Source organism: Streptomyces sp. NPDC021622 (genome assembly GCF_040640795.1).
In the GTDB taxonomy this organism is placed as follows: domain Bacteria; phylum Actinomycetota; class Actinomycetes; order Streptomycetales; family Streptomycetaceae; genus Streptomyces.
In genome coordinates this window covers 225,378-252,193 of record NZ_JBFACK010000003.1, presented here as the reverse complement: position 1 = coordinate 252,193, position 26,816 = coordinate 225,378, and the positions used below count along the sequence as shown (strand labels likewise).

General features: G+C 71.8%; 22 protein-coding genes. 6 read left to right on the top strand and 16 right to left on the bottom strand.

The annotated features are described in order from the left end of the window. Positions 1-25: 25 nt before the first annotated feature. From AB0G47_RS08565 to AB0G47_RS08505, 13 genes are all read right to left on the bottom strand, one after another. Positions 26-1,135, bottom strand: coding sequence for a 3-oxoacyl-[acyl-carrier-protein] synthase III C-terminal domain-containing protein (locus AB0G47_RS08565; protein WP_360765646.1), 1,110 nt, complete (start codon positions 1,133-1,135; stop codon positions 26-28). Then, complete coding sequence (locus tag AB0G47_RS08560) at positions 1,132-3,519, bottom strand: beta-ketoacyl-[acyl-carrier-protein] synthase family protein (protein WP_360765643.1); 2,388 nt, start codon at positions 3,517-3,519, stop codon at positions 1,132-1,134. Before AB0G47_RS08560 ends, AB0G47_RS08565 begins: the two co-directional genes overlap by 4 nt. 59 nt (positions 3,520-3,578) lie before the next feature. Then, entirely contained in the window at positions 3,579-4,874 is a 1,296-nt protein-coding gene (locus tag AB0G47_RS08555; RefSeq protein WP_360765640.1) for a beta-ketoacyl-[acyl-carrier-protein] synthase family protein, read from the bottom strand. Continuing rightward, positions 4,871-5,332 (bottom strand): hydroxymyristoyl-ACP dehydratase, encoded by a 462-nt coding sequence (locus AB0G47_RS08550; RefSeq protein ID WP_360765637.1) that lies wholly within the window; start codon positions 5,330-5,332, stop codon positions 4,871-4,873. The genes AB0G47_RS08555 and AB0G47_RS08550 overlap by 4 nt, the downstream gene beginning before the upstream one ends. Beyond that, a complete protein-coding gene (locus AB0G47_RS08545; RefSeq protein ID WP_360765634.1) occupies positions 5,329-6,600 on the bottom strand; it encodes a beta-ketoacyl-[acyl-carrier-protein] synthase family protein in 1,272 nt (423 codons plus the stop codon). Before AB0G47_RS08545 ends, AB0G47_RS08550 begins: the two co-directional genes overlap by 4 nt. Next, positions 6,597-7,049 carry a 3-hydroxylacyl-ACP dehydratase gene (locus AB0G47_RS08540; protein WP_360765631.1) on the bottom strand — a complete coding sequence of 151 codons (453 nt, stop codon included), beginning with the start codon at positions 7,047-7,049 and terminating at the stop codon, positions 6,597-6,599. Before AB0G47_RS08540 ends, AB0G47_RS08545 begins: the two co-directional genes overlap by 4 nt. 39 nt (positions 7,050-7,088) lie before the next feature. Continuing rightward, on the bottom strand, positions 7,089-7,856 hold the full coding sequence (locus AB0G47_RS08535; protein ID WP_360765628.1) for a 3-oxoacyl-ACP reductase family protein: 768 nt from the start codon (positions 7,854-7,856) through the stop codon (positions 7,089-7,091). Beyond that, positions 7,853-8,305 carry a holo-ACP synthase gene (acpS, locus tag AB0G47_RS08530; protein ID WP_360765625.1) on the bottom strand — a complete coding sequence of 151 codons (453 nt, stop codon included), beginning with the start codon at positions 8,303-8,305 and terminating at the stop codon, positions 7,853-7,855. Before acpS ends, AB0G47_RS08535 begins: the two co-directional genes overlap by 4 nt. A 19-nt stretch (positions 8,306-8,324) precedes the next feature. Then, a complete protein-coding gene (locus tag AB0G47_RS08525; protein WP_360765623.1) occupies positions 8,325-8,738 on the bottom strand; it encodes a phosphopantetheine-binding protein in 414 nt (137 codons plus the stop codon). A gap of 88 nt (positions 8,739-8,826) precedes the next feature. Beyond that, positions 8,827-9,792 (bottom strand): ACP S-malonyltransferase, encoded by a 966-nt coding sequence (gene fabD / locus AB0G47_RS08520; RefSeq protein WP_360765621.1) that lies wholly within the window; start codon positions 9,790-9,792, stop codon positions 8,827-8,829. Continuing rightward, positions 9,789-10,082 carry an acyl-CoA carboxylase subunit epsilon gene (locus AB0G47_RS08515; RefSeq protein ID WP_360765618.1) on the bottom strand — a complete coding sequence of 98 codons (294 nt, stop codon included), beginning with the start codon at positions 10,080-10,082 and terminating at the stop codon, positions 9,789-9,791. The genes fabD and AB0G47_RS08515 overlap by 4 nt, the downstream gene beginning before the upstream one ends. After that, complete coding sequence (locus AB0G47_RS08510; RefSeq protein ID WP_360765615.1) at positions 10,079-11,716, bottom strand: acyl-CoA carboxylase subunit beta; 1,638 nt, start codon at positions 11,714-11,716, stop codon at positions 10,079-10,081. Before AB0G47_RS08510 ends, AB0G47_RS08515 begins: the two co-directional genes overlap by 4 nt. A 182-nt stretch (positions 11,717-11,898) precedes the next feature. Continuing rightward, entirely contained in the window at positions 11,899-13,722 is a 1,824-nt protein-coding gene (locus AB0G47_RS08505) for a BTAD domain-containing putative transcriptional regulator (protein WP_360765612.1), read from the bottom strand. A 238-nt stretch (positions 13,723-13,960) separates the two neighbouring features. Here AB0G47_RS08505 and AB0G47_RS08500 point away from each other — a divergent pair, with 238 nt between their 5' ends. The 6 genes from AB0G47_RS08500 (at position 13,961) to AB0G47_RS08475 (ending at position 23,037) form a co-directional block, all read left to right on the top strand. Continuing rightward, positions 13,961-14,431 (top strand): ester cyclase, encoded by a 471-nt coding sequence (locus AB0G47_RS08500; protein WP_360765610.1) that lies wholly within the window; start codon positions 13,961-13,963, stop codon positions 14,429-14,431. Between the two features lie 174 nt (positions 14,432-14,605). Beyond that, a complete protein-coding gene (locus AB0G47_RS08495) occupies positions 14,606-16,801 on the top strand; it encodes an MMPL family transporter (RefSeq protein ID WP_360765607.1) in 2,196 nt (731 codons plus the stop codon). A gap of 188 nt (positions 16,802-16,989) precedes the next feature. Further along, positions 16,990-19,326, top strand: a complete 2,337-nt coding sequence (locus AB0G47_RS08490; protein ID WP_360765604.1) for a LuxR C-terminal-related transcriptional regulator — start codon at positions 16,990-16,992, stop codon at positions 19,324-19,326. Positions 19,327-19,332: 6 nt separating this feature from the next. Beyond that, the gene (locus AB0G47_RS08485; RefSeq protein WP_360765601.1) at positions 19,333-20,088 is read left to right on the top strand and encodes a 4'-phosphopantetheinyl transferase superfamily protein; all 756 of its coding nucleotides are present in this window, start codon (positions 19,333-19,335) and stop codon (positions 20,086-20,088) included. A gap of 169 nt (positions 20,089-20,257) precedes the next feature. Further along, positions 20,258-21,769, top strand: coding sequence for a coproporphyrinogen-III oxidase family protein (locus AB0G47_RS08480; protein ID WP_360765598.1), 1,512 nt, complete (start codon positions 20,258-20,260; stop codon positions 21,767-21,769). Positions 21,770-21,795: 26 nt separating this feature from the next. Further along, positions 21,796-23,037 carry a cytochrome P450 gene (locus AB0G47_RS08475; protein WP_360765596.1) on the top strand — a complete coding sequence of 414 codons (1,242 nt, stop codon included), beginning with the start codon at positions 21,796-21,798 and terminating at the stop codon, positions 23,035-23,037. Between the two features lie 71 nt (positions 23,038-23,108). Here the strand turns inward: AB0G47_RS08475 and AB0G47_RS08470 are convergent, their stop codons facing one another. Genes AB0G47_RS08470 through AB0G47_RS08460 form a run of 3 tightly spaced genes read right to left on the bottom strand, consistent with a single transcriptional unit; the run spans position 23,109 to position 26,619 of the window. Beyond that, complete coding sequence (locus tag AB0G47_RS08470) at positions 23,109-24,137, bottom strand: 3-oxoacyl-[acyl-carrier-protein] synthase III C-terminal domain-containing protein (protein WP_360765593.1); 1,029 nt, start codon at positions 24,135-24,137, stop codon at positions 23,109-23,111. Continuing rightward, on the bottom strand, positions 24,134-24,778 hold the full coding sequence (locus AB0G47_RS08465; RefSeq protein ID WP_360765591.1) for an SRPBCC family protein: 645 nt from the start codon (positions 24,776-24,778) through the stop codon (positions 24,134-24,136). The genes AB0G47_RS08470 and AB0G47_RS08465 overlap by 4 nt, the downstream gene beginning before the upstream one ends. Then, the gene (locus tag AB0G47_RS08460; RefSeq protein ID WP_360765590.1) at positions 24,775-26,619 is read right to left on the bottom strand and encodes a thiamine pyrophosphate-binding protein; all 1,845 of its coding nucleotides are present in this window, start codon (positions 26,617-26,619) and stop codon (positions 24,775-24,777) included. The genes AB0G47_RS08465 and AB0G47_RS08460 overlap by 4 nt, the downstream gene beginning before the upstream one ends. Positions 26,620-26,816 lie beyond the last annotated feature (197 nt).

The window sequence follows — 26,816 nt, the reverse complement described above, 5'->3', positions numbered from 1 at the left end:
CGCTCCCCGGTGACCGCGGGCAACGTCAGGCCGCCCGCGGAGCTTGTGCGTGCCAGGTCACCGAAAGCCCGGTGTAGACGTAGCGGCTCGCCTCGATGCCGAGCAGGAACAGGCGCTGTCCGGGCCGGATCCGGCCCGACACCCAGCCCGCGTCCAGCGAGAGCGGCACGGCCGCGGACCCGGTCGCGCCCACCTCGGTGAGGTTCTCCACGATCCGGCCCTGCAGCGTCTCGTAGTCAGCGGCCGAGAGTCCCGCCTCCTCGAACTCGCTGGAGAAGTACTCCGCGTTGCCCTCCGGCAGGACGAGCGCGTCCACCTCGTCGAGCGACCAGCCGGAGCGCCGCAGCAGGTCGTGGATGGCCGTGACGAAGACCTTCGGCCCGAAGGTCGAGGTGCCGGGCACGTCGATCTTCATCTCCAACAGCCGCTTGCGGCGGTGCTGTTCGGCCTGCGCGACATCAGTGCCGCCGCCGATGATCTGCATGCCCGGCTTGCGCAGACCGCCCATGCAGTCGTTGACGAAGGCGAACTCGCCCTGGACGCCCGCCGCTTCACCGGTCGGCTCGGCGCGCAGCAGCACGGCGCCCGCGCCGTCGCCGAACGTGTACAGCGTGAGCCGGTCGCGCATCCGTACGCTCTGCGGGTCCTTGCCCAGGTAGATCGGCGCGAGCAGCGGGGAGATCGACTCGCTGCCGATCACCAGGGCCGTGCGCGCGGTGCCGTCGGCGAGCTGCCTGCGGGCGATGTCCAGGGCCTGCACCGCCCCCGCGCAGCCCGCCCGTACCTCGATGGCCGCGCAGCGTTCGAGCCCCAGGTAGTGCTGCACCGTGGTGGCCACGTTCGGCAGCAGATGCTCCGGGCTCGCCGTCGAGACGACCAGGAGGTCGACGTCGCCGGGCTCGAGGCCGGCCCGGTCAAGGGCCTGCCGGGCGGCGCTCTCCGCCATCCGGCTCGTGGTGGTCAGATGCTCGCCGGTGGCCGGATCGACCATCCAGTGCCGCGTCTTGACCTGGATGCCCGCAAGTACGTCGTCGGGCAGCGGCCCGCCCAGCTTCTCCAGGGCGGCGTTGTCCAGCGGATCACCGGGCAGATACGCCCCGGTGGAGAGGATCTTGACGAGGTGGGTGTCGCTCATCGTGCGGACTCCGAATCCAGGGTCGGGGCGGAAGCGGTCGGGGCGGGAGCGAGGACGAGGGAGGTGTGCGTGCCTCCGAGGGAGGAGCTGTTGATCAGTACGGGCCCGTCGGCCGGGGCGTCGCGCCACCCGCTCAGGGCGAGCACCGCCGACAGATGGGCGCCCGCTCCCACGGGCTCGCCCAGCTGCCGCTTCGGCGTCTCGACCCGGAGCCCGGAGCCCTCCGACACCCGGTCGATGGCGCTGAGTTCGGGCCGGTCGGCCGAGCCGATTCCCGCGGCGTTGGCCCACACCGCGGACAGTGCGGCGGCGTCGACACCGGCGGACTCCAGGGCGCCGCGCATGGCCCGCTCCACGCCGTCACCGGACGGGTCCCAGCGGCCGATGCCGAGGCCGTCGGACGTGGTGGCGTGACCGGAGAGGGTCGCGTGGATCCGGGCACCGCGCTCGCGCGCCGAACGCCCCCGCTCCAGGACGAGCGCGAAGCCGCCCTCCGCGAGGGTGTAGCGGCGTCCGGCCGCCGGGCCGAACAGCGGGATGCGGCGGTAGGCGTCAAGGGTGCGCGGCGAGAGGACCTCCACCGCGGGAACCACGATCCGCTCGGCGCGGCCGCTGCGCAGCAGGTCGAACGCGACGCCGAGCGCCGCGGCGCCCGCGGCGTGCGCCGAGGTCAGGGTGGACGTCGGCCCCCTGGTGCCCAGGGCCATCGACACCTGCCCGGCCGCGCTGTTGTACACCGTGTTGGGGAAGATCCCGGGGTTGGCGACCTTGGGGCCTTCGGTGAGCACCGGGACGGTGAAGTCCTCGTTGCTCGCCACGGGTCCGACGCCGGTGCCGAGGACCACACCCGTCGCGTCGAGCTCCTCCTCGCCGCTCAGACCCGCGTCATCGAGCGCCGCCCGGCAGGCGGCCACGGCCAGCTGCGAGAGCCGGTCCATCCGGCGCCGCTGCTTGGGCGTACCGGCCGCCGACCGGTCGAACTCGGCGCGCGCCACCCGCAGTCCGTCCTCGACGGCACCCGGGCGGGCCCCGGCACGGAACGCCTCCCAGAGGGCCTCGACCCCTTCGCCCGCCGCCGAGAGGGCGCTGAAGCCGGTGACCACCACGTCGTCGGCGAGCGGGAGCACCGGAGTGCCTGCCGTGGCGCCCGGACGCCGGAAGGCGACCGAGGCATTGGCGCCGGCGAAGGCGAAGTTGTTGGAAAGGGCCGCGTCCAGTGCCATCACCCGTCCGCTGTCCGGCACGGCGTCGAGCCCGCACTGCGGGTCGACCTCGCCGAACGAGGCGGTGGGCGGGGCGATCTGGTCCCGCAGCGCCATGATCGTGACGATGCCCTCCACCGCGCCCGCGGCGCCGAGCAGATGGCCGACCATCGACTTCGTGCTGCTCAGCGCGGTCTTCTCGGCGGCCTCGCCCAGGGCGGCACGGACCGCGTTGCTCTCGGCCGAGTCGTTCTTGGGGGTGCCGGTGCCGTGCCCGTTGATGTACCGCACGTCGTCCGGCGCCAGGGCGGATGTGGTCAGCGCCTGCCGGATGGCACGGGCCGCGCCCGCGCCCTCGGGGTGCGGAGCCGTCACGTGGTAACCGTCCGCCGAGAGGCCGTAGCCGAGCACCTCGGCGATGACCGGGACCCCGGCGCGGCGCGCCACCTCGTCGGTCACCAGGACGAACATTCCGCTGCCCTCGCCGAGCGAGAGCCCGGAGCGGTCCTTGGAGTAGGGCGCCGCCGGTTCCGGCGACAGCGACTCCAGGCTGCTGAAGCCGGCGAACGCGGTCTCCGTGAACGCGTCGCTGCCGCCCACCAGCATCGCGTCCGCACGCCCGGACCGCAGGATCTCCAGGGCGTGGCCGATGGCGTGCGCGCTGGACGCGCAGGCGGTGTTCACCGAGAGCACCGGGCCGCGCAGGCCGTGCGCCGCGCTCAGCGTCTCCGCCGCGGCCTGCGGCGGTACGAGCGTGTAGCGGTGCCAGTCGGGAGTCTGCCCCGACTCCTCGTCGCGCAGGATCAGTTCGGCGCTGCGCCAGCCGCCGTTGCAGGTGCCGTACGCGACGCCCCAGCGCTCGGCGGGGACGTCCCGGCCGACCACGAGGCCGGACGCGGCCATCGCCTCGGCGGCCGCGACGAGGGCGAAGTCGATCGACGGCTCGCGGTCCTTGCTGTCGGCGGGCTCGGGTGTGTAGCGGTGGGCGGGTTCGGGGACGTCGGTCACCTCACCGCCGATCCGGGTCTGGTAGCCGTCCATGGGCAGTGCGCGCACGGGCCCGATCGCGACATGTCCGGTGCGGACGCCCTCCCACAGCGCCTGCGCGGTGCCGCCCTGCGACGTGATGGCACCTACACCGACGACCATCACGGGAACGACGTCTTCAGGAACGTCATTCATGTATCTGTCCTTTCCGAGGTGCTGGGGCAGTGCGGGGGTCGGGCCCGGGGATCACCGGCTCACCGGCCGGGCCGGTTGAAGGCGAGCGCCACTGCCTGGCCCTCCAGGCCACGGGCGAGCGCCAGCGCGTGGGCGGGTGCCAGGTCGCGGGCGCTGCCGTGGACGAAGTCCAGGTCGCACGCGGGGTCGAGGTCGGTGAGGTTCACCGTCGCGGGGACGGCGCCATGGTGCAGGGACAGGGCGGCGACGGTGGCGTTCAACGCCCCCGCACCGCCGATCAGATGGCCTGTCTGGGGCTTCACGGTGCTGATCGGTACGGAACGCGCCGCCTCGCCCAGAGCGGCGTGCAGCGCGGCGGTCTCGCTGACGTCCCCGCTGCGGGTGGCCGAGCCGTGCGATGCCACATAGCCGAGCTCGGACGGGTTGATGCGGGCGTCGTCGAGGGCGCGCCGCACCGCGCGGGCCAGGCCGCGGCCCTCGGGGTGCGGGGTCGGCGGGGTGCCGGCCTCGTGACCGGAGCCGAAGCCGCTCACCTCGGCGTAGATGCGGGCGCCGCGGCGCAGCGCGGACTCCTTCTCCTCCAGGACCAGGAGCGCCGCGCCCTCGCCGAGCACCGCACCGCTGCGGCTGCGGTCGTAGGGACGGAACGCGGTGTCGCCGAGGTCGTTGCGGGTGGTCAGGACGCCGACCCGGTCCAGCTTCGACATCTGCCACCAGCTGGTGGCGTCCTCGTAGCCGCCGGCGACGGCCATCTGGGCGTCGCCGCGCCGGATCGCGCGCATCGCCGCTCCGATGGCGACGGCGCCCGAGTCGGCCGTACCGGCGAAGAAGGCGTTGGGGCCGCGGATGCCGAAGGTCTGCGAGACATGGAAGACGGCGCCCGGCTGCAGGCCCTCGACGAAGAACAGGGGCGCCATGACGCTTCCCCCGTGCTCGCCGAGCTTGCGCATGTCCCCGGTGCCGTCCTCCTTGCGTACGGACCCCAGCGCGCCGATGAGATCTTCGAGCCGCCCGATCTCCTTGTTGCTGCCGAGGAACAGGCCGGTCGTGCCGCCCAGTTCACCGTCCGACGTGTCCACACCGGCGTCGGCGAGGGCGAGCCGCGCCGCCGCGAGGGCCAGTGCGTCGCCCCGGTTCAGGGTGCGCTGCTGGCGGCGGGACGCGAAGCGCGCCACGTCGAAGCCGCCGATCTCCGCGCCGATGCGGGTCTGCAGCGGCGATGGGTCGTAGGCACTGATCGGCCCGACGCCGGAACGGCCCTCGACCATCGCCTTCCAGTTGGCGTCCGGGCCCTCGCCCAGCGCCGTGAGCAGCCCGATGCCGCTCACCACGACCTGGCGTTCGGTGCCGGTCATCGGTCCTCCTCCGGATGGACGGCGGCCGTGAACGGCGCGCGCGGGACGAGGATCAACTTCCGTACGTCAGCGACGAGTTGATCCTTGACGGTGATGGCGACCTTGAACTGCACGGCGTCGTCGCCCGCGCCCGTGACCTCGGCACGGACGCGCACCTGGTCGCCGGGGAGCACCGGATGCTTCCAGCGCGCCCGCACGGCCGACCGCAGCCGCCAGCCGCCGGCGGTGGGCGGGCAGGCGAGCGCGGCCACCTCCTCGGCGGTCCCGAGCAGCATCACGCCGGGCAGGATGGGCTGACGCGGGAAGTGCGTGGCGAAGAACGGCAGGGTGCCCGGGATGTTCCGGGTCGCCGCGGCGTGCACGCCCGTCACCGCGTCGATGTCGAGCAGATGGGCGGGCGGCGCCGGAACGTACCGGTCCACGGCGGGGGCGGCCGGGGCCGCGGTGGTCGGCGTCATGACGGCTGCTCCTCGTAACTCCCCACGACCAGGGCGACGTTGGTGCCACCGAAGGCGAAGGCGTTGATCACGGCGTGCGACACATCGGCGCTGCGCGCGGTGTTCGGTACGTAGTCGAGGCCGAGCCGGCGGTCCGGCGTGTCCAGGTTGAGCGTCGGCGGCACCAGCGAGTTGCGGATCGCGCCGACCGCTGCGAGCAGGCTCAACGCCGCGCCCGCGGAGGTGAGATGGCCCGCCATCGACTTGGGCGAACTGATCATCAGCCGCTCGGCGTGGTCGCCGAACACCTTCTTCAGGGCCACTGTCTCCGACTGGTCGTTGCCTTCGGTGCTCGTGCCGTGGGCGACGACGTAGTCGACCGACTCCGGCGCAATGGACGCGTCGCTGATCGCCGCCTCCATCGCCTGGATGGCACCGGTGCCGTCCGGCGGGGAGTCCGTCACCCGCCAGGCGTTGAGCGTCGATCCGTACCCGAGCACCTCCGCGAGGATGGTCGCGCCGCGGTCGCGGGCGGCCTCAAGCTCCTCCAGGGCGAACACCACGGCGCCCTCGCCGAGCACAAAGCCCGAACGGTCGGCGTCGAAGGGGCGGCTCGCCCGCTGCGGGTCGTCGTTGAACTCCTGGGTGAGCGCGCCGAGCAGGCTGAAGCCGAGGACGTCCATCCAGGTCGTCAGCGAGTCGTAGCCGCCCGCGAGCATCAGCGTCGCGTCGCCCTCCTGCACGGCACGGAACGCCTCGCCGATCGCGTGGGCGGAGCCCGAACAGGCCGTGCTGATCCCGTACATGGGGCCGGTCGCGTCCATCAGGCGGGCCATCGCGGCCGCCGGGATGTTCTGGTTGTAGGCGAGGGTGTCGCCGGGCGCGTAGGGGATGAACGCGTCGTCGCGGCCCGTGGTGCGGCGCAGCTCGCCGATGTCCAGCATCCACTGCAGATCGGGCCGGCCCACGCTGGCGCCCATCGCCACGCCGACGTCGCCGCCGTCGTAACTCCCTTTCTCCAGACCCGCGTCGGCAAGGGCTTCGTACGCGGCCGCGAGCCCGAACTCGCCCGGCCGCGACAGATGCCGCAGCCCCACCTTCCGCGGGACCCGGTCCTTCAGCCGGAAGTCCTTGACCTGGCCCGCGATGCGCACCGGGAAGCCGGTGGCGTCGAAGGTGGTCAGCTCGCCGACGCCGCTGCGTCCGCTCGCAAGGCCCTCCCAGGTGGTGGGGGCGTCGTTGCCGAGCGGAGTGACCGCACCGACACCGGTGATCACCACGCGCTTCACCGCAGGGCCTCCTGTCCGAGGAGCTGGCGGCCCATGCGCTCGGTGTCCGCCGGGTCTTCGAGGCGGTCGGCGTCGATCAGCGCGCACATCAGCCCTTCGACCTCGAGGACGGTGCGCCCTTCGACCCGCACGGTGCCGTCGAGCACGGCCGCGGTGTCGGACGTCGACCGGATCCGTACCTCCAGGTCGAGCGCGTCGCCGGGCACCGCGTCGCCGTGCCAGGTGGCCTCGGTCACGGTCGCGAGGGCGGCCCGCTTGCGGTAGCCGGAGCTGAGCAGGAACAGCCAGGTGCCGGCCTGCGCCAGCGCTTCAAGGACGAGATTGCCGGGCATCACGGGGCCCGCGGGCGTCTGCTTCCAGTACGTCTCGTCGGGCGAGGTGACCTTGCGGCCGGTCAGCCGGACATCCGGCTCCCAGTCGCTGATCCGGTCGATCAAATGGAATCGCATCGTCGCTCTCCTAGTCAGGGGTCGGCGCAGGGCCCGCGCTCACGCCCGGCCGAGGCCGAGCTGGGCAGACCAGCCGCCGTCTACGTGGAGCAGCTCGCCGGTGATGTACGAGGACTCCTCGCCGGCCAGGAAGGCGACCGCGGCCGATATCTGCTCCACGGTGGCCAGATCGCGCAGCGGCACCTGCCGTTTGATGCCGCGCCCGTTGTCCTTGTCGAGCAGCCCGCCGAGCAGTTCGGTGGGCGCGAACCCGGCGAGCACCGCGTTGACGCGTACGCCGAAGCGCGCGAACTCCACGGATGCGGCCCGGGTGAAGGAGTTGACCGCGCCCTTGGACGCGGCGTACGCGGACTGGCCCATCCAGCCGCGCACCCCGGCGATCGACGACAGGCTGACGATGCTGCCGTCGCGCTGGGCCATGAAGTGCCCGGCCACCGCACGGGTGCAGTGGTAGACGCTGCCCACGTTGACGTTGAGCACCCGCCACCAGGCGTCGGGGTCCTGGTCGTAGACGAGACCGTCGCCCGCCACGCCCGCGTTGTTGATCAGGACGTGCAGCCCGCCCAGCTCCTCGAGCGTCCGGGCGACGAGCTGCTCGGCCTCCTTGGGGTCCGACACGTCCGCCTGGACGGCGACGGCGCGCCCTCCCGCGGCCGTGATCTGGTCCACCACCTCGGCCGCCTCCGCCTCCCGGGCGCGGTAGTTGACCGCGACGGCGGCCCCCTCGGCGGCAAGCCGGATCGCGATGGACCGTCCGATGCCCCGGGAGCCCCCGGTGACCAGGGCGGTCCGGCCCTCAAACGTCATCTCTCCTCTTCTCCTTCTGCCTGGTCTGCCTGGTCCGCCGGTTCCGTCTGTTCCGCGTGGCACACCAGGACGGCGTGTGCGACGGCGAGCCCGGCGTTGTGGGTGAGCGAGACCTCGATGTGGTGGATGCCGAGCTGCTGCGCCACGGCATCCACCTCGCCGTAGAGCCGCACCCGGGGCCGACCGCCGCGCTCGTTGAGGATCTCGATGTCGGTCCACTCCATCCGTGGACCCATCCCGGTGCCGAGCGACTTGAGCACGGCTTCCTTGGCGGCCCAGCGGGCCGCCAGATGCTCGCCGGCCCGCCGTCGGCGGTGGCAGTACGCCAGCTCCCGGGCGGTGAACACGGTTTCTTTGAGGCCGGGTTGGGAGAGCATCAGTTCCTCGACGCGCTCCACCTCGGCAAGGTCCGTACCGATCCGGACCCTCGGCAGGGCGGGGCGGCCCATGGACCGCCCCGCCCGCTGCTCAGGCAGCGGAGACGGCGAGGGAGGCACGCTCGCTCACCAGATCCGTCAGGTTGCCCACGGTGAAAAGGGTGAGCACCTCGTCGGCGGTGAGCTTCCCCCGCAGCTCCTCGACGTCGATCTGCGGCAGGGACCGCTTCAGCTGGGCCAGGCCGGTCTCGTTGATGATGTCGTCCTCGTCGGCGAACTCCTCGTCGGGGATGCCGCCCTGGAGCAGCTCGGAGATGTCCGCGACCTTGATCTTCACGTCGGAGGCGCGCTCGATGCGGAAGAGGATGTCGAGCAGGTCTATCGATTCGGCGTCGAGGTCGCCCAGCAGGGTGGCTTCCGGGACGACCTCCTCGACGTCGAGACCCAGCGCTTCGGCGACGGCATCGCGCACGATGATGCTCAGATCCTGTCCGTTGTACGGCATGTGTGGTGCCTTCCCTTTGTCGTGTGCTCGCGGATTTCAGGTGTGGATTTCTCGGTGTGGATTGCGCGGTGTGGCTTCTCTGTGGGGGTCAGGCCGGCTGCAGAGCCGAGTGCAGGGCTGTCAGCCGCCGGGGGTCTCCGGTGGAGCGGGTGGAGGCCTCGGTGAGGGTGCGCCGGGCGAGCCCGCTGAGGACCCGGCCCGGACCGATCTCGGTGAACGCGGTCACGGGGTGCTCCGCCGCCCGCCGCAGCACCTCGACCCACCGCACGGGCCGGGTGATCTGCAGCGCCAGGAGCTCGCGCGCCTGCTCGCCGCCGTGTACGTAGTCACCGGTGACGGAGCTGATCAGCGGAAGCCGCGGATCGGCGAAGTCGTGCAGCGCGAGTTCCGCGGTGAACTCCTCCTGTACGCCGTTCATCAGGGAGCAGTGGAAGGGTGCGCTGACATCGAGGCGCACCACGCGCTCCGCGCCGGCGGCGAGCGCCACCCGTCCCGCCTCGTCGACGGCCTCGGTCTCGCCCGACATCACCGTCTGCAGGGGCTCGTTCCAGTTGGCGACCTCGACGACCCCGACGACCGAGGCCGCCTGGCAGGCCGCGCTGACGCCGTCGGCCGGGATGCCCATGACCGCGGCCATCGCGCCGGGCACCTGGGCGGCCGCCTGGGCCATCAGCTGCCCGCGCAACTGGACAAGGACGAGGGCGGATTCGTAACTGAGGACGCCGGCCGCGACGAGCGCCGGGTACTCGCCCAGGCTGTGCCCGGCGACCGCTCCCGGCTGGTAGCCGGCGTCGCGGAGGATCTGCCAGACGGCGAGGCTGGTCGCGGTGATCGCGGGCTGCGCGACCTCGGTGGCGGCGAGCTGGGAGCGGTCGCCGTCCGTGCAGATGTGGGAGAGCGGGATGCCCAGGACGTCGTCGGCCCGGTCGAAGAGCTCCCGGGCCACCGGGTACTCGTCAAGGAGGTACTGCGCCATGCCCGGACGCTGGGAGCCCTGGCCGGGGAACATGCCCAGGCATCCGGTCAGCGCGGTCCGGCTGCTCTCGCCGGTCATCGGCGTTCCTTTCCGTTCGGTCCGTTCGGTCCGTTCGATCCGTTCGGAGGTGCGGTCCTGGACACGGACTCCCAGCCGGCCGCGTACGCCATCACGGCCGGGGAGGCCGGGCGGTGCCAGGCGGTACGTCCCGACCAGCGGCCGCCGTCCGGGCGTCGCGGTGCCGGGTCGGACTCCTGGGCGGCGCACTGGGCGCGCCGGACCGCGGCGAGCACGGTCAGGACGGCGGCGAGTTCCTCGGGCGTCGGGGCGCCGCGCACCACGGAGAACCCGGTCGTCGGGGCGCTCACAGCGGCTCGTTCCCGTGCTTGCGTACGGGCTGGACGGGCCGCTTGGAGCGCAGCATCTCCAGGGACTTGATGAGCACGCGGCGGGTGTCGGCGGGGTCGATGACGTCGTCGACATGGCCGCGCCGGGCCGCGACATAGGGATTGAGGAGCTGATCGGTGTAGTCGGCGACGAGCGTCTCGCGCAACGCCTCCGGCTCCGGTGACGCCTTGAGCTGCTTGCGGAAGATGATGTTGGCGGCGCCGTCCGCACCCATCACGGCCGTCTGGTTGGAGGGCCAGGCGAAGGACAGGTCCGCGCCGATCGACTTGGAGTCCATCACGATGTACGCCCCGCCGAACGCCTTGCGCATGATGATCTGCACCCGGGGCACCGTCGCCTCGCAGTACGCGTAAAGAAGCTTGGCGCCGCGCCGGATGATCGCGTTGTGCTCCTGCTCTGTGCCCGGCATGAACCCCGGTACGTCCACCAGGGTGACCAGGGGGATGCCGAAGGCGTCGCAGGTGCGGACGAAACGGGCGGCCTTCTCGGAGGAGTCGATGTCGAGCACCCCGGCCAGGACCGCGGGCTGATTGCCGACGATGCCGACGGGGTTGCCGTCGAGGCGGGCCAGGGCGCAGACGATGTTGGGCGCCCAGCTCTCCTGGATCTCCAGGAAGTCGCCGTCGTCGACGATCTCGCCGATCACCGAGCGGATGTCGTAGGGCGTGCGGTCGTCCACCGGGACCAGCTTGAGGAGCTCCTCGCAGCTGCGGTCGGGGTCGTCGAACGGCTCGGTGGACGGCGGCAGTTCATGGTTGTTCGCGGGGAGGTACGAGAGGAGTTCCCGTACCGACTCGAAGCAGGTCTCCTCGTCGGGGGAGACGAAGCTGGCCACGCCGGTGCGCCCGCCGTGGGTCCGGCTGCCGCCGAGCTCCTCGTGGCTGACCTTCTCGCCGGTCACCGCCTGCACCACGTCGGGGCCGGTGATGAACATGTTGGCCATGCCCTCGACCATGAACGTGAAGTCGGTCAGCGCCGGCGAGTAGACCGCGCCGCCCGCGCAGGAGCCCAGGATCACGCTGATCTGCGGGACCACGCCGGAGGAGCGGACGTTGCGGGCGAAGAGCCTGCCGAATCCGGCGAGGGCGTCGATGCCCTCCTGGATACGGGCCCCGCCACCGTCGTTGAGGCCGACGACCGGGGCTCCCACGGAGTCCGCGAAGTCGAGGAGCTGGTGGATCTTGCCGGCGAAGGCCGCGCCGAGCGCGCCGCCGCGGACCCTGGCGTCATGGGCGAAGACGAAGACCTTGCGGCCCTCGATCTCGCCCCAGCCGGTGACCACGCCGTCGCCCGCCGGGTGCGAGTCCTCCATGCCGAAGCCGGACGCGCGGTGCTCCGCGAAGACTCCCAGTTCGGTGAACGTCCCCGGGTCCAGGAGCTGTTCGATGCGCTGCCGGGCGAGGAGCTTGCCCTTGGCGAGGTGCCGCCGTTCCGCGTCCGGGTCGCTGCCGAAGTGGGCGGCGGCACGGCGGGCGTGCAGCTCCTCCGTGAGCGAGGCCATGGTCGCGGCCACCGGCGGAGTCTCGCCCGCCGTCTCCGCGGCCAATTCCGCCAGGTCGGGCAGCACGTCCTGGCGCGCAGGTGATGGAGCCATCGTGGTCCCTCTCCGTCGGTTCTTCTCTCGACGTCGACTCTCGAACACCCGAGTGGTCGGAAAGCTGGAACCGTTCTTGAGAAACGCTGGACGGCCAGGTGAGCGCCCCGTAAGGGGCGCGGGGAACTGCGCGACCAGCCCCCACCGACCCGCGGCAGACGAACCGCATGTCCGGCAGAGCCCTAGTGCGCCGCGGGGTCCGCCCGCAGGCTCAAGGCATAGATCCGCTGCAGGTCCTGAAGGCGGTACCGCGTGCGGGCCCCCGCCGAACCACCCTCGGCGACATGCAACAGGTTCGCCTCGACCAGCTGCTCGCATGCCTCCTCCACCACGGCGAAGTCCCTGCCGAGGACCGGGCAGGCCACCGAGGCGTCGAACTCCGCCACCGGCAGCTCGGCCAGGCTCCGCAGCACCTCACGGGTGTCGCTGGGCAGCGAGTTGTACGACGTGGTGAGGCTGGCCCGCACATCCAGCGAGCCGTGGGCCAGCTCGTCCAGGCGCCGTGACTCGTCCCGCATCCGCTCCACGAACCCCGCAAGGGTCCAGTGCGGGCGGGACGTCAGGCGCGCGGCGGCGGCCCGGATCGCCAGCGGCAGCCTGCCGCAGAGCCGGACAAGCTCCTTGGCGAACTCCGGTTCGGCCCCGGTCCGTTCGGCCCCGATGATCTTCTCAAGGAGCTGTCCACCCTCCGCCATGGACAGCTCCCGCAGTGGCACCACTGTGGCCCCCAGCGGCTGGCCGAGCCGCTGTCTGCTGGTCACGAGGACCGCACAGTCCGGTGCGCCGGGCAGCAGCGGCTGCGCCTGGGCGTCGTCGGCCGCGTCGTCCAGGATGACCAGGGCGCGCCGCCCGGCGAGACGGGAACGGTAGAGCTCGACCCGCTCGTCCAGGTCGTCTGGAATCCGCTCGCGCTCCAGGCCGAGGGCCCGCAGCAGCCGCCCGAGCACCGCGAACGGGTCGGCGGGATGCAGGCCGCTGCCCCGCAGCCCGGCGAAGAGCTGCCCGCCGGGGAAGGCCGCCGAGAGGCGGTGCGCCACATGCAGCGCCAGGGTGGTCTTGCCCGTACCGCCGCCGCCGACGATGAGCAGGGAGTGCGGCAGGGGAGTGGACTCGGCGCTCAGCAGCCGCTGGGACAGGGCGAGTTCGCGTCTGCGTCCGGTGAAGTCCGGGATGTCCATGGGCAGCATCCGGGGGGTCGTGCCGCCCCTGTCCTCGGATGCGGCGAGCAGCGGCTGTCCCCCCGCCGTCTGCGGTGCCTTCACCGGCTCGCCCCGCAGGATCGCCTCGTACAGATCCTGGACGCGCTGGGAGGGATCGGCGCCCAGCTCTTCGGCGATCAGCCGGCGCAGCTCCTGGTAGTACTCCAGGGCTCCCACGCTGCGCCCGTCCAGATGCAGCGCGCGCATCAGCCGTTCGCCGAGCTGTTCCGCCAGCGGGTCGGCGAGCAGCGCCGTGCGCAGGTCCGGCAGGACCCCCGCGGGGCGGCCCAAGTACATCTCGGTGTCGGCGAGTTGGGCCAGTGCCTCGTGGTGCAGCTGGCGCAGGTTCTGCCGTACGCCGGTGGCCCACTCGCTGTGCAGATCGGACAGCGGGTCGCCGTGCCAGGCGGCGAGCGCCTGCCGGAGCAGCGCGCTGCGGCGCGACGCGCTGAGCGTGGGATGGCGCGCCTCGGCGAGCAGCCTGCGGAACCGCACCAGGTCCACCTGCCCGGGGTCGGTCTCCACGCGGTAGCCGCCGGGCAGCCGGATCAGCCGGACGGGCTCGGAGCGGCTGCCCTGCTGCTGCGCCAGGGCCCTGCGGAGGCGGGTGATGTAGGTGTGCACGACATTGCGTACGCCCGTCGGCGGAGCGTCCCCCCAGACCCTGTTGACCAGGGACTCCAGCGGTACCGGGCGTTCGGGTTCGATCAACAGGGCGCCCAGGACGCCGCGTTGGCGCGGAGGGCCGATGTCGATGCGTACGCCGTCGGCCCACAGCTCTATCGGTCCGATGATGCGGAACTCCATGGACAGAACCTCTCGACTGACGGTCGCCGTACACGCGTGCGGCACCCGTCAGTCGAACAGAGGGACATCGAGCTGGGCTCGGGCCGCGACGGACGGGCGCAAGGGGCGCGCTGGACCGCCATCTGTCGCATAACCCCCTTGACCGGAAGTGTGTCCGCCCTTGAGTTGGGCGCGAGGCGCGCTCCCTACCGTCCTTGCGGCAGGCCGGATCGCCGGCCCGGATCTGGAGGACAGTGGCATGAGCAACGACCAGCACGGCGGATTCGAACTGCCCGGCACGTCCCGCCCGTTGCCCGACGAGGACCTGCGCAAGAAGCGCGAGGCCGTCGTGATCGAGCACACCATCGCCGAGGTGGCCTGGGACATCGACGGCGTCCTCGCCACCTTCCCGCGGGGCGGCGTCTACAAGATCATCCCCTTCGAGGAGGCGCCCCTCGTCGGCGAGGAGGCGATCAAGGGCTACTTCGCCGACATGCGCACCTCGTTCCCCGACCTGGACCACGACGTCTTCTCCGTCTCCCACACGGCCGACGCGATCGTCATGGAGGCGCAGATCAACGGCACGCAGGTCGCCGACTGGCGCGGCATCCCCAACAAGGGCAAGCGGATGTCGCTGCCCGTCGCGGTCTTCTTCCACTTCGACGGCGACGTCCTGCTCGACGAGACGATCTACTACGACCACGCCACCGCGATACGTCAGCTGTCCTGACGTCCCGCGAACGGAGCCTGCCGCGGCCCGCTGCCGCTGCCCCCTGGACCGGCGGAGGCCGGGCGTCCCCCCGCCCCGGCCTCCGCCCTCGCGCGCGCCGCGACTCGACCGCCGCCGTACCGCGGCTCAAGCGGGGACGACGACACTCCTTGCTCCGACGGAAGGTGACGATCCATGTTCTCCGCTCTCGGCTCCGTTCTCCATGCCCGGCGCCGGGTCGGCCTCCTCCTGGCCGTACTCGCCGCCGTACTCGCGGCGGTGCTCGGCTCCGCCGTCCAGAGCAAACTGACCAATGGCCTCTCCGACTACGACGACCCCACCGGGCAGCACGCCGCCGCCCGCGAAGTGATCGAGAAGGCCACCGGGATCGACCCGCAGCAGGGCTATGCCCTCGTGGTGCGGACGGACGGCCGGATCGCCCCCGAGGGCGAGCGGCCCCGCGCGGTCGCCGCTGCCGTCGAACTGCTCGACGACCGCCCCGAGGTCAAGCAGGTCGTCGACTACAAGAGCGCGGGCGACCCCGCGCTGATCTCCAAGGACTCCCGGTCGACCGTGCTCGTGGGCGCCCTGCGCCCCATGACGGAGGCCGAGTCGAAGACCGCGGAGAAGGAGCTCCAGGACGCCGTCGACGCCGATCCCGCGCTGCGCGGCCGGGTCGACCTCGGCGGCTCCACGATCAGCATGGTCCAGGTCGGCGAGGTGACCACCAAGGACCTCTCGATGGCCGAGGGGCTCGCGCTGCCGGTCATCCTCGTGCTGCTGTTCTTCATCTTCCGCGGCGGCGTCGCCGCCCTTGTACCGGTCGTCGGCGCCGTCTTCACCCTGCTGTTCACCATGGCGGGACTGCGGACCGTCATGTTCTTCGACGACGTCTCCACCGGCGCCCTCAACCTGGCCTTCGCCCTGGCCCTGGGCCTCGCGGTCGACTTCGGTCTGCTGATCGTCTCCCGCTACCGCGACGAGCTCGACGTGCACCCGGAAGGCGCCGTCGCGCTGCGCCGCACCATGGCGACCGCGGGCAGGACCGTGCTGTTCAGCGGGCTCACCGTCGCCGCGGCGCTGGCCGCGCTGCTCGTCTTCCCACAGCCGTACGTACGCTCCATGGGCTACGCGGGCGTGATCACCGCGATCTCCGCCGTCGTCTTCGCCCTGCTCGGCCTGCCGGTGCTGCTCGCCCTGCTCGGCCGGCGCATCAACGCGCTCGCCCCGCGCCGCTGGCAGCGCAAGGCGACGGAAGGTGACTCGGCCGTACGCCGCTGGCGCAAGATCGCCGACGGGGTGATGCGCAGGCCCGTCGTGGTCGCCGTCGGGGCCGTCGCCATCCTCCTGGTGATCGCCTCGCCGATCCTCGGCATCCGCTTCACCGGCTCCGACGCGTCGGCGCTGCCCACCAGCATCAGCGCGGGCAAGGTCGCGGAGAGCCTGGAGAAGGACTTCGAGAAGCCCACCACGGCCCCGATGCGCATCGTGCTCGACACCGCCGAAGGCGGCGCGGCCCTGGACGAGTACGTCGGCCGGCTCAAGGACGTGGAGGGCGTCAAGGCGGTCGCCGAACCCGTCAGGCTCGACAGCGCCCACTGGGAGATCGACGCGGTGCTCGGCGGAGCGCCCATGGACACCGCCGCCAAGGACACCGCGGATCGCGTACGACAGCTGGACGCGCCCGCACGTGCCCGCTTCACCGGCGTCACCGCGGACTTCCTCTCCCAGAAGGACGGGATCCGCGACCGGCTGCCGCTGGCCATCGGTGTGCTCGCGATCGTGACCCTGCTGCTGCTCTTCGCCTTCACCGGCTCGCTGATCCTGCCGTTCAAGGCCCTGCTCCTGAACACCCTGTCCACCGCGGCGGCCCTGGGCTTCCTGGTGTGGGTCTTCCAGGACGGCAACCTGGGCTACGCGGCGCACAGCGGGATCGAGACCACCACGCCCGTACTCGTCTTCGCGCTGGCCTTCGGACTCTCCACGGACTACAACGTGTTCCTGCTCGGCCGGATCAAGGAGGTCCGCGCCAAGGGAGCCGACGACCGGACCGCGATCGCCGAGGGCCTGGCCCTCACCGGCCGCACCGTCACATCGGCCGCGCTGCTCTTCTGCGTCGCGGTCGGAGCGCTGGCCTTCACCCGGCTCGTCTTCGTCCAGGAGCTGGGCCTCGGCACCGCCTTCGCCGTGCTCGCGGACGCCACCATCGTCCGGGCACTCCTGGTGCCCGCGCTGATGGCGCTGCTCGGCAGGGCCAACTGGTGGGCCCCCGGCCCGCTGCGGAAGCTGCACCACGCGCTGCGGCTCGACCGCATGGAGGCGGCGGAGTCCGAGGCGAAGCCGCGGGCCGTCGCCGAGCCGCGGGTGCCCGAGGAGCCGTCGCGGGTGTGAGCAAGACAGCCGACCACAGTGCCGTACGGGCGTCCTCGCGCGCCCGTACGGCACTGTGCGACACCCCGGTCAAGGAGGACTGCGGCCGGGCTCAGAGGGGAGTGCAGCGGTACTGCAGCGCGCTGGGGCAGCCTGACGCCTGGCTTCGTTGCGGCGCGTACGAGCGCCGAAAGACATGGGGGAAAGAGATGACAGCACGAGTGGAAGAGGCAGTCGCCCTGCCTGGCGCGAAACCGGCAGGACCATCCGCACCACCGCCCGACGCGGCGCACCCCGTCTGCTTCGGAAGGCTCCGCGGCAGGGAGGCCGAACTGGCCCTGCTTGCCCGGCTTTTGGCCGACCCGGAGGAGCGGCTCATCACCCTGACCGGGCCCGTCGGCGTCGGCAAGAGCCACCTGGCGCACACGGCGCTGAACGCCGCCGCGCGCCCGGCCGACGCGACCGTGGTCGTCGACCTCGCCGACGCCCGTGACGAGGCGAGCGTGTGGGCCGCCGCGGGCACCGAGCCGGGCCACGACTGCATCGGGGACCGCGACCTGCTGCTCGTCCTGGACAACTGCGACCGCGTCGCCGAGCACATCGCCCTCGGCATCTCCTCGCTGCTGCGCACCTGTCCCCAGCTGAAAGTCCTGGTCACCAGCCGGATGTCGCTCGACATCCGGGCCGAGCGGATCGTCCCGGTGGCGCCCCTGCCCACCGGAGCGGGCTCCCCGGCCGTGCAGCTCTTCAGCGACCTCGTACGCCCCTACTACCTCGCCGGTCTCACCGGCGCTCACGGCCGGCGCACCGTCGCCGACATCTGCGCGGAGCTCGACGGGATCCCGCTGTCCATCGCCATCGCCGCGGAGGCCGTCGGCACCCAGAGCCCCGACGCCATACTCGACGGGCTGCGCCAGGGCCGGCACAGCGGCACCCACCGGCTGCGGGACGCGCCCGCCCGGCACCGCAGCGTCGAGAGCGCCCTGTCCTGGGCCGAGGAGACGCTGACCGCCGACGACCGCAGGCTGCTGTGCGGGCTCTCCGTCTTCGAGGGGGTCTTCGACATGGCCGCCGTGCGGTGCGCGGGCGGACTCGGCCCCCAGGAAGCGGTCGGCGGCGTCGAATCGCTCGTCCACAAAAGCCTGTTGATGAGCGTCGTCAGCGACGACGGCACACCCAGGTTCCGGCTGCCGCACATCGCGCGGGCCCACTACCGCGCCGAACTCGCCCGGAACGCGGGGGAGTACGAGCAGGCGTACGAAGGACTGATCCGCGGCTGCCTCGACTTCGCCGCGACGACCGCCGCCCGGCTGCGGGCCGGCGAGGGCAGGGCCCAGCTCGTTGCGGAGGCCGGCGAGCGCCTCCCCGACCTGCGCGCGGCCGTCGCCCGGCTGCGCTCGCGCGGCGACCACACCCGCGCCCTCGGCCTGCTCGTCCACCTGGAGGAGCCGCTGCTCGTGCACGGGCTCGCCCCGGACGTCGCCGACGACATCGAGGAGTGCGCCACCCAGCCGTGGGCCGCGGACGACGACCCCTTCCTGGTCACCGAGGCGCTCCTGTCCGTCGCCCGCTGGGCGCTGGGCCGTGGCGACACCGGGCGCGCCGACGCGGTGCTCCGGCGTGCGGCATCGGCCGCCGCCGAACTGCCCGGAATCCGGGCGCGGGTGAAGGCCCTCACCGGTGAACTCCTGCGCCGCCGCGGCGAGATGACCGCCGCAGCCGCCCTCCTGGAGTCCGCACTCGACGAGCTCGACGCCGCGGGCGACCTGTACGGCGCCGCGACGGCCCGCCGCACCCAGTCCCTGCTCCGCGCCGCACAGGGCGACCCGGACGCCGAAACGCCCATCCTCCGCGCCCTGGAGGACCTGCGCACGGTGCCGGAAGCGGTGCCGTCGCTCTGGGCGGTCCCCGAATCCGTGAGCGCCGTGCAGGCCTCGCTGCTCACCGCCCTGGCCAGGGTCCGCCGGATCCTCGGCCGAGCGCCACAGGCGTACGAGGCGAGCCGCGACGCGATGCGGCTTCTGCTCGGCGCGGGCGGGCCCGGCGAGGTGGCCGAGGTCCTGGAGACCGTGGCCACCGTCGCGGGATCGGCCACCGCCGAGGAGCGGCATGCCGTCGCCCGGGTGCTCGCCGACGCCCAGGCCCTGCGCAGGCGCCATGGCCTCGTCCCGGACGACGACGCCGCCCTGGAGGCCGTCGGCGGCCGCCTGCGGGAGGCCCTCGACGCGGCCGAGCTGCACCAACTGCGCCTGAGCGCCCACCAGATATCGCTGCGGGACGCCCTGATCGCCGGGCTTTTCGCGCCGCGGCCCGAGTGCGGCGACCCCGCGGAAGGGCAGGACACCGGCCCCGCACCGGCAGCCGCGCCGGGCGGTCTCACCGCCCGGCAGCACCAGATCGCCCTCCTCGTCGCGGAAGGGCTGACCAACCGTCAAATAGCGCGCAGGCTCCAGATATCGGAGTGGACGGTGATCAATCACCTGCGCGTGGTGATGCAGAAGCTCGACTGCACGTCCCGGGTCCACGTCGCGCGAGCCATGGGGTAGGCCGCCATGCCCTCATCAGGCGCCCCCGCCGTGGACGGCCCCGGACCCTCGGGCGCCCACATCTGGATCGGCAGGACAGGTGACGAAGCCACGCCCGGCGACCTCGCGCTGCTCGACCCGGGCGAGCGGCGCCGGATGGAACGCTTCACCGACGCGTGCCGCCGCGCCTGGTACGCGGGCGCGCACGCCGCGTTCCGGCGGATCGTGGGCGCCAGCCTCGGGGTCGAGCCGGGCGACGTCGGCTGGGGGACCCGGCGCTGCCCCGGCTGCGGCAGCGACCAGCACGGCCCGCCCTACGTCCGGCGGCCCGACGCCGACTGGGAGGTGAGCATGTCGCGCTGCGAGGAGTGGTGGATGCTCGCACTCTCCAAGGGCGACCCGGTCGGTGTGGACATCGAACGCCGCCAGGGCCATGAGGCCGAAGCCGTGTTCCGCCGCTGCCTCACCGAGGCGGAGCAGGCACATGTGGCGTCGTACGGAGAGGACAGCGAGGCACGCCAGGAGGCGCTGATGCGCTGCTGGGTACGGAAGGAGGCCGTGGTCAAGTCCTGGGGCCTGGGCCTGGGGACCGACCTCGCCCGTGTGGACGTACGCCCGGACCGTGAACTCGCGGTGGTCGCCCACCGGGCCCCGGACGAACGGACGTACTGGGTCGTGCGGGACGTCGCGGCGCCCCGCGGCTGCCTGGCGGCACTGGCCAGGCCTGTCGGCGCCGTGGGCCCGGTGACGGTGCATCTCTCGGCGGAACTGCTCGCGGGCTGAGCACCCCCCCCTGAGGGCGGGCCGCACGTGTCCGGGCTCTCCGGCGACTGACAGGCAATTGCCAGACCGGCTGCTATATCCCCCGTAACGGCCGGCTGGCAGATTTCCAAAGGTCCTCGTTCCGCGCGCAATCCGTTCTGCGCGTACACCCGAAAGGAGCCACGCGGGCATGCACGAAAACATACCCTTCCCGGAATTCCAAGAGGTGGCCGCGGAAGCGGAGGCGGCCCTGCGGGAACTGGATCTGGCCGATCTCTCCACCGCCGGAATTCTCCAGCCCGTCGAGAACTACTACCTCATCGGAACGTACCCTCCGCTCAAGGCGATGGAAGAGATACGCGGCGAGGACTTCCTCTCCGGGGTCGGCCGGAACTGCAGCGTCTACCTCCACATCCCGTTCTGCGAACAGCGCTGCACCTTCTGCCACTTCGCGAAGGAGATCCTGCCGCAGCAGACCCGCGTCGAGCGCTATCTGCAGGCCCTCGTCAAGGAGATGGAGATCGCCCGCGGGCACATCGGACGCCCGACCGCGCGCACCGTGTACTTCGGCGGCGGCACGCCCTCCTACCTCTCCGCGGACCAGATCCGCCGGGTCTTCGGCTCGCTGCGCGAGACCATCGACATCGCGCCGGACGCCGAGATCACCTATGAGCTGCACCCTTCGGTCATCGACGCCCCCGACTACGAGGAGCGCCTCGACGCCCTTGCGGCCGCCGGCGTGAACCGCTGGGTCTTCGGCGTCCAGTCGATGGACGACCGCATCCTCGCCAAGCTCAACCGCGGCCACACCGCGGCCGACGTCCAGCGCCTGCTGAAGATGCTGGACGACCGCGACGCGACGAACGTGTCGGTGGACCTGATCTTCGGCCTTCCCTACCAGACGATGGAGAACTGGTACTCCTCCATACGGTCCTTGGTGGAATGCGGCGTGGAGAAGTTCAACATCTTCCCCCTCATGTTCAAGCAGGCCGACCCCATTTCCGCGCACTACCGCAAGAACCCCGAGATCTTCCCCGACGCCCGCGGGCGGCTCCTCATGCACTTCGCCACCGAGGCGATCATGAAGCGTCTCGGATTCCGGCGCGGGCCCCTCTTCTACTACGCGCGTGCCGACACGCATTCCCAGCAGCAGGAGGACAAGTACGACTCCATCGAGGACATCAACCTGCTGCCCTTCGGTGTTTCCGGATTTGGATATGTCGACCAGGTGCAGTACTACAACGACTGCTCGCTCGACGGCTACATGGCATCCGTCGAGAGCGGAAAGCTCCCCGTCTGGCGCGGCTCGCGCCTTCCGGAGGAGGAGCGGATGCGCCGCACCCTGATGTTCTCGCTGCGCTCCGGCGGAGTGGACCGCGACGCCTACGCCGCACGCTTCGGCGCCGACCCCCTCGAACGCTTCCGTGCCGACCTCGCCCCGTTCCTCGACCGCGGACTCCTGGAACTCGACGGCCGGGTGATCCGGGCCACCGACCGCGGCGCCCCCTTCGTCGACAGCATCGCGCTCCACCTGGTCAGCGACGACGTACGCGGACGCATCCGGGAGGCCAACTCCCGCATCGTGGACGTCAAGCGCGATCCGCTGGACCGCTACGACTACTCCCCGATCGAGCGTGACCCGGTCGCCGCGACCGTGCCCGCACGCCGGGCGGGCCGCACCGCGCTGCCCGTGGTCCTGTGAGCGGCGGCCGCTGCCCTGTCACGGGCATGGCAGGAGGGACGGGGGCGGGCGTCGCCGAGCGGTTCGACCCGTTCGGCGACGCCTACCAGCAGGACCCGCCGGCCGCGCTCGCCGAGGCCCGCCGTCACCAACCCGTCTTCCACTCCCCGCTGTTGGACATGTGGGTGGTGACCCGCTACCACGACATCAAGGCGGCGCTGCACGACAGCCGCCGCTTCTCCGCGGCCAACGCGCTGGATCCGATCACCCCGCTCGGCGCCGAGGCCCGCGAAGTCCTGAACGGCTACGGCTTCGCCCCGGGGCCCGTCCTGGTCAACGAGGACCCGCCCCGGCACCTGCCGCGCCGGAAACTGCTCGCCCCGCCGCTCGCCGCCCCCGAGATCGAGCCGCTCGAAGGCCGGATCCGGGACCTGGTCACCGGATACATCGACGCGTTCGCCGACCGCGGGCGCGCCGATCTGATCCAGGACCTGGTGTGGGAGGTCCCGGCGGTCGTCGGTCTGCTGGTCGCCGGTGTCCCCGATGAGTACGTGGCACAGGCCCGCGGCTACGCCGTGAAGATGGGCCTGTTCACCTGGGGGCGCCCCACCGGCGAGCACCAGAGGGAGATCGCCGACCAGGTGGGCCGCTGGTGGACCCTCTCCGGTGAACTCGTGGACCTGCTGCGGCGCGAGAAGGGCACGGGGTGGATCCCGCACGCCATCGAGATGCAGCGCGAACACCCGGACGTCATCAGCGACAACCAGCTGCAGAACATGATGATGAGCGGCCTCGTCGCCGCGCACGAGACCACCACCAACGCCACCGCCAACGCCCTGAAGTGCCTGCTGACCCAGCGCGACGCGTGGGCCGCGCTGTGCGCCGACCCCTCGGCCGTGCCCAACGCGGTAGAGGAGTCCCTGCGCCACTCGACATCGGTCCTGTGCTGGCGCCGGCGCACGAACACCGCCGTCACGCTCGGCGGCGTGGACATCCCCGCACAGAGCCCGGTCCTGCTCATGATCGGATCCGGCAACCACGACGCGGACGTCTTCCCGGACCCGGAGCGCTTCGACATCCACCGCCCCAACGCCAAGCGGCACCTGAGCTTCGGCATCGGCAGCCACGCGTGCCTCGGCGCACCGCTTGCGCGCCTGGAGATGCGGATCATCCTGGAGGAGCTGACCCGGCGCCTCCCGGGTCTCCGGCTCGCCCCGGGGACCACCTTCACGTACCCGCCCAACGCCTCGTTCCACGGTCCGCTGCAGCTGCCCGTCCAGTGGGATTGACCCGTCGACCGCACCAAAGCCCTCCGCCCCGGCTCATAGAGCCGGGGCGGAGGGCTTTGGTGACGGGACGGCTAGTTCAGCGACGCGCCCTTGGCACGCCACCTGACCGCCGCCGCTCCCGCGAAGTCGCCGGCGTGCGCGAAGCCCGCCAGCATCAGCAGGCTGCCGTCCTTGACGCGGCCCTCACGGACGGCGTGGTCGAGCGTGATCGGCACGGCGGCACCGAAGAGGTTGCCGAACCGGTCGAAGGTGTCCAGGTGCCGCTCCGCGTCGATGGAGAGCCGCTCCTGCCACTGCTTGAGGAAGACCCGGTTCGGCTGATTGGTGATCAGCAGATCCAGCTCGGAGGTCTTGAGCCCGAGGCTGTCGCAGACCTTGCCGACGGCTTCCGGGACAAGGCGGTTGCCGCGCTCCAGGATGTCGGCGATCCGGCCGGGGGTGAACCCCGTGTGCACCTGGCTCGTCCCCGGCTCCCAGTACTTGCGCCCGTCGTCGAGCGTCAGCGTGCAATCGGCGGTGTACTGGCCGTTGTTGAGGGTCTCGACGCCGAGGATCGGCGACTCCTCGGACGCCGCCACATAGGCCACCGCGCAGCCGTCGCCCGGCACGACCGACTCCGGGAGCCGGCGCACGTCGGGCTGGGTCATGATGGTGCCCGCACAGTTCTGCACATTGCACAGCAGCGCCGAGCGTGCCTGCCCGGACCCGATCAGGGCCCGGGCGATCCGCAGCATGTGGACGAACGACGCGCAGCCTCCGTTGTGCGCGTCGATCACCCAGTCGGCCTTGATCCCGAGCCGGTGGGCGACCTCCGCGCCCGCGCCGCTGAAGAACACCTCGGGAAGCAGCACATTCGTGATCACCACGTCGATGCCGCGGGCCTCGTCGGGTCCGATGCGGTCGAGCAGGGTGCGCCCCGCCTTCTCGATCATGTCCGCGGGCGTCTCGTCCCGCGAGACGTGGTGCCGGTGGCGCGGGGCCTTGAACATCGGGTGGCCCCACTGGTGCGACGTACCGTCCTGGACCTCCAGGAAGTAGTCCGTCTCCACCGGCTCTCCGGGCAGATAGGAGGCGAGGTCGAGCAGGCTGACCGTCCTCACGCGGAACCTCCGTAGCGGTGCTCCAGGATCTTCTTCAGGTTGTCCGCCTCCAGCTTGTGCCCGGCGTAGAAGAGACCCCACAGGTCGCCCACCCACGGGCGCTCCGGGGTGGAGGCCAGCTCCGGGTTCGGGTTCTTGTCGTAGTACGGGTGACGGCAGTTGGTCCAGATCAGGACCGTGCCGGACTTCCCGAGGACGGGCTCCGCGGGAACGATGCGGTGCAGATAGTTCATCCACAGCTCCTGGCCCTGGTCCCAGGCGGCGCGCATGTCGACGGTGAGCGCCTTGGGGTCGCCGTCGATCCGCAGATAGATCTTGGTCTCGTCGTCCAGGAGGGTGTCCCGGCCGACGTAGAGGCCTGGCGTGTCCGTCGGGGCGAAGTCCCTTGTGCTGTACGTGTATTCGTTGAGGCTGCGCACATCGGTGAGGTAGTCGTAGACGGCGCGCGGCGGGGCGTCGATGTACTGGTGCACCGTGCAGTAGTCCCCGTACACCTCGTCGTACGTGTACGACTCCTTGGTGATCTCCTCGGCGAGCGCGAAGGCCTCCTCGCGGGAGTTCGTCTCCCAGCGCAGCAGGCCGGGGACGTCCGCGATGGCCGGCGGGATGGCGGGCGGCGGGACATAGGCGGACGTGGTCATGATGCGACTCCTTCGTTGACGTTCTTGTTGTCGTCTTCGTTGGCGATTTCGTTGGCGTTGAGTTCCTTCGCGCGGGCCCGGATGCGGTCCTGGAAGGGCTGGTACTGCGGTATTTCGGAGAGCGGGACGTCGACGCAGATCAGCGACGGCGACCCGGTGTCACGGGCGCGCAGCAGGGCCGCGCGCAGCTCTTGGGTGTCGGACGCGCTCACCGCGTCGAGGCCGGGGAACATCGCGGCGACGCCCTCGGCGATCCGTGCGGGACGGAAGGCGTTGTAGGTGTACTCCCCGGAGTAGAAGAGGAGTTCGCGTACGTAGCAGGCGCCGTGGGCGTTGTTGTTGTAGATCACGAAGGTGACCGGCAGATCGTGCTCGACCGCCGTGTGGACCTCCATGCCGTGCATCAGGAACGCGCCGTCACCGGCCAGGACGTAGCTGCGCCGCCCGGTGGCGAACGCCGCCCCGATCCCGGCGCCGAAGCTGTGCCCCATGCCCCCCATGCCGAGCGCCAGGATGTACCGGCCGCCGGCGGGGGTGGCGATGGTGTTCAGGACGGAGGTCCCGGTGTTGCCCGCGTCGGACACCACGGTGGCGCCTTCGGGCAGCACGGAGGCGACGGTCAGTGAGACGTCCTGCATGGTCAGGGGGTCGGTCGCACCGGCGGCGGACGGCTCGGGCGCGCGGCCCGTTCCGATGCCCGTCGGGGGAACCCCAGGGGACTCCAACAGCGCGTCGAGCGCGGTCGGTTCGGTCCCCAGGGTCCCGGTGTCCGCTGATGACAGTGCGGGCGCCTCGGCGGCCGCGGCTTCCAACATCGCGATCAGCGCCGCCAGTTCGGCGTGCAGCGGCCCGGTGAGCCGCAGCAGCTCCCCGCTCTCGTGCAGGAACGGCTCACGGCCGTCGAGGACGATCGCCGGGACGCTCTTCAGATGGTCCCGAAGACCGCCCCCCGCCATCTGCGGCAGCCGGGTGCCGGCCAGGACGACCGCCGATGCCCGCTCCACCCGCTCCCTGACCTCAGGGCGGCCCAGCGGTCCGACCACCCCCAGGCCCAGCGGACCGGTCTCGTCGAACACGTCCCTGGCGTCCGGGGCCACCGCGACCGGCGCGCCGAGCACATCGGCGAGCCGCGCCAGGCCGTCCCGGGCGTCGGCACGGGCCACGCCCTCACCCGCGACGATCACGACCCCGTCCCGTTCGGCCGCCGAGCGCAACAGCTCGGCGGCACGGGCGAGTTCGGCTGACGATGCCGGCTTTTCGTACGTCGCTGAAACGGCCGGTGCCGAAAGGTCCGTGCGGGACAGCGTGGCCTGCTGCACATCTTTGGGGAGCAGCAGCACCGCGGGCCCGGGAGCCGCGGCGTCGGTCGCCGCGGCCAGGGCGCGGGGCAGCAGTTCGGTGATGGCCGCGGGGTCGTCGACCCGGGCGCAGAAGACGCCGAGCTCGGAGAAGAGACGTACCGCGTCGATCGTCGCGGCCCGGCCGCTGGTCTCCTGGAACGAGCCCTGCCCGTCGAGCGCGGCCGGCGGCTGCCCGATGAGCACGAGAGCCGGTACGTACGAGGCCCTCAGCTCGGCAAGGCCGGGCACCAGGTTCATGGCGCCCGCGCCGGAGGTGGTGGCGACCGCGGCGATCCGCTGCGACGAGCGGTGGTAGCCGTCGGCCATGGTCGCCGCGGAGAACTCGTGCTTGGCGACCACGCCGCGCACCGCGGTGCCCGAGTCGTTGATCGCGTCGTACAGATCCTCGATGTTGGCGCCGTCGACCCCGAAGACGTGCCGGACTTCGTGATGGACCAGGAAGTCCACGATGAAGTCGACCACGCGGTAAGTGCCGTTCATGGTCGCCCCTCCTTAAGTAGCGCCGCCGTGCCGCCATTTGACGGTCGTACGCAGTGGGCGGGCCAGAGACATGTCTCTGCCAGAGGGGCCTGTCGGGAGCCGTGGCAGGAACGTGCCAGGCGGGCTGTCATGCGCCGCGCACCGCCGGTGCCTTGGATGAGGAGGTGTCTCAGTCACGAGGCCCAGGAAGCCCACCA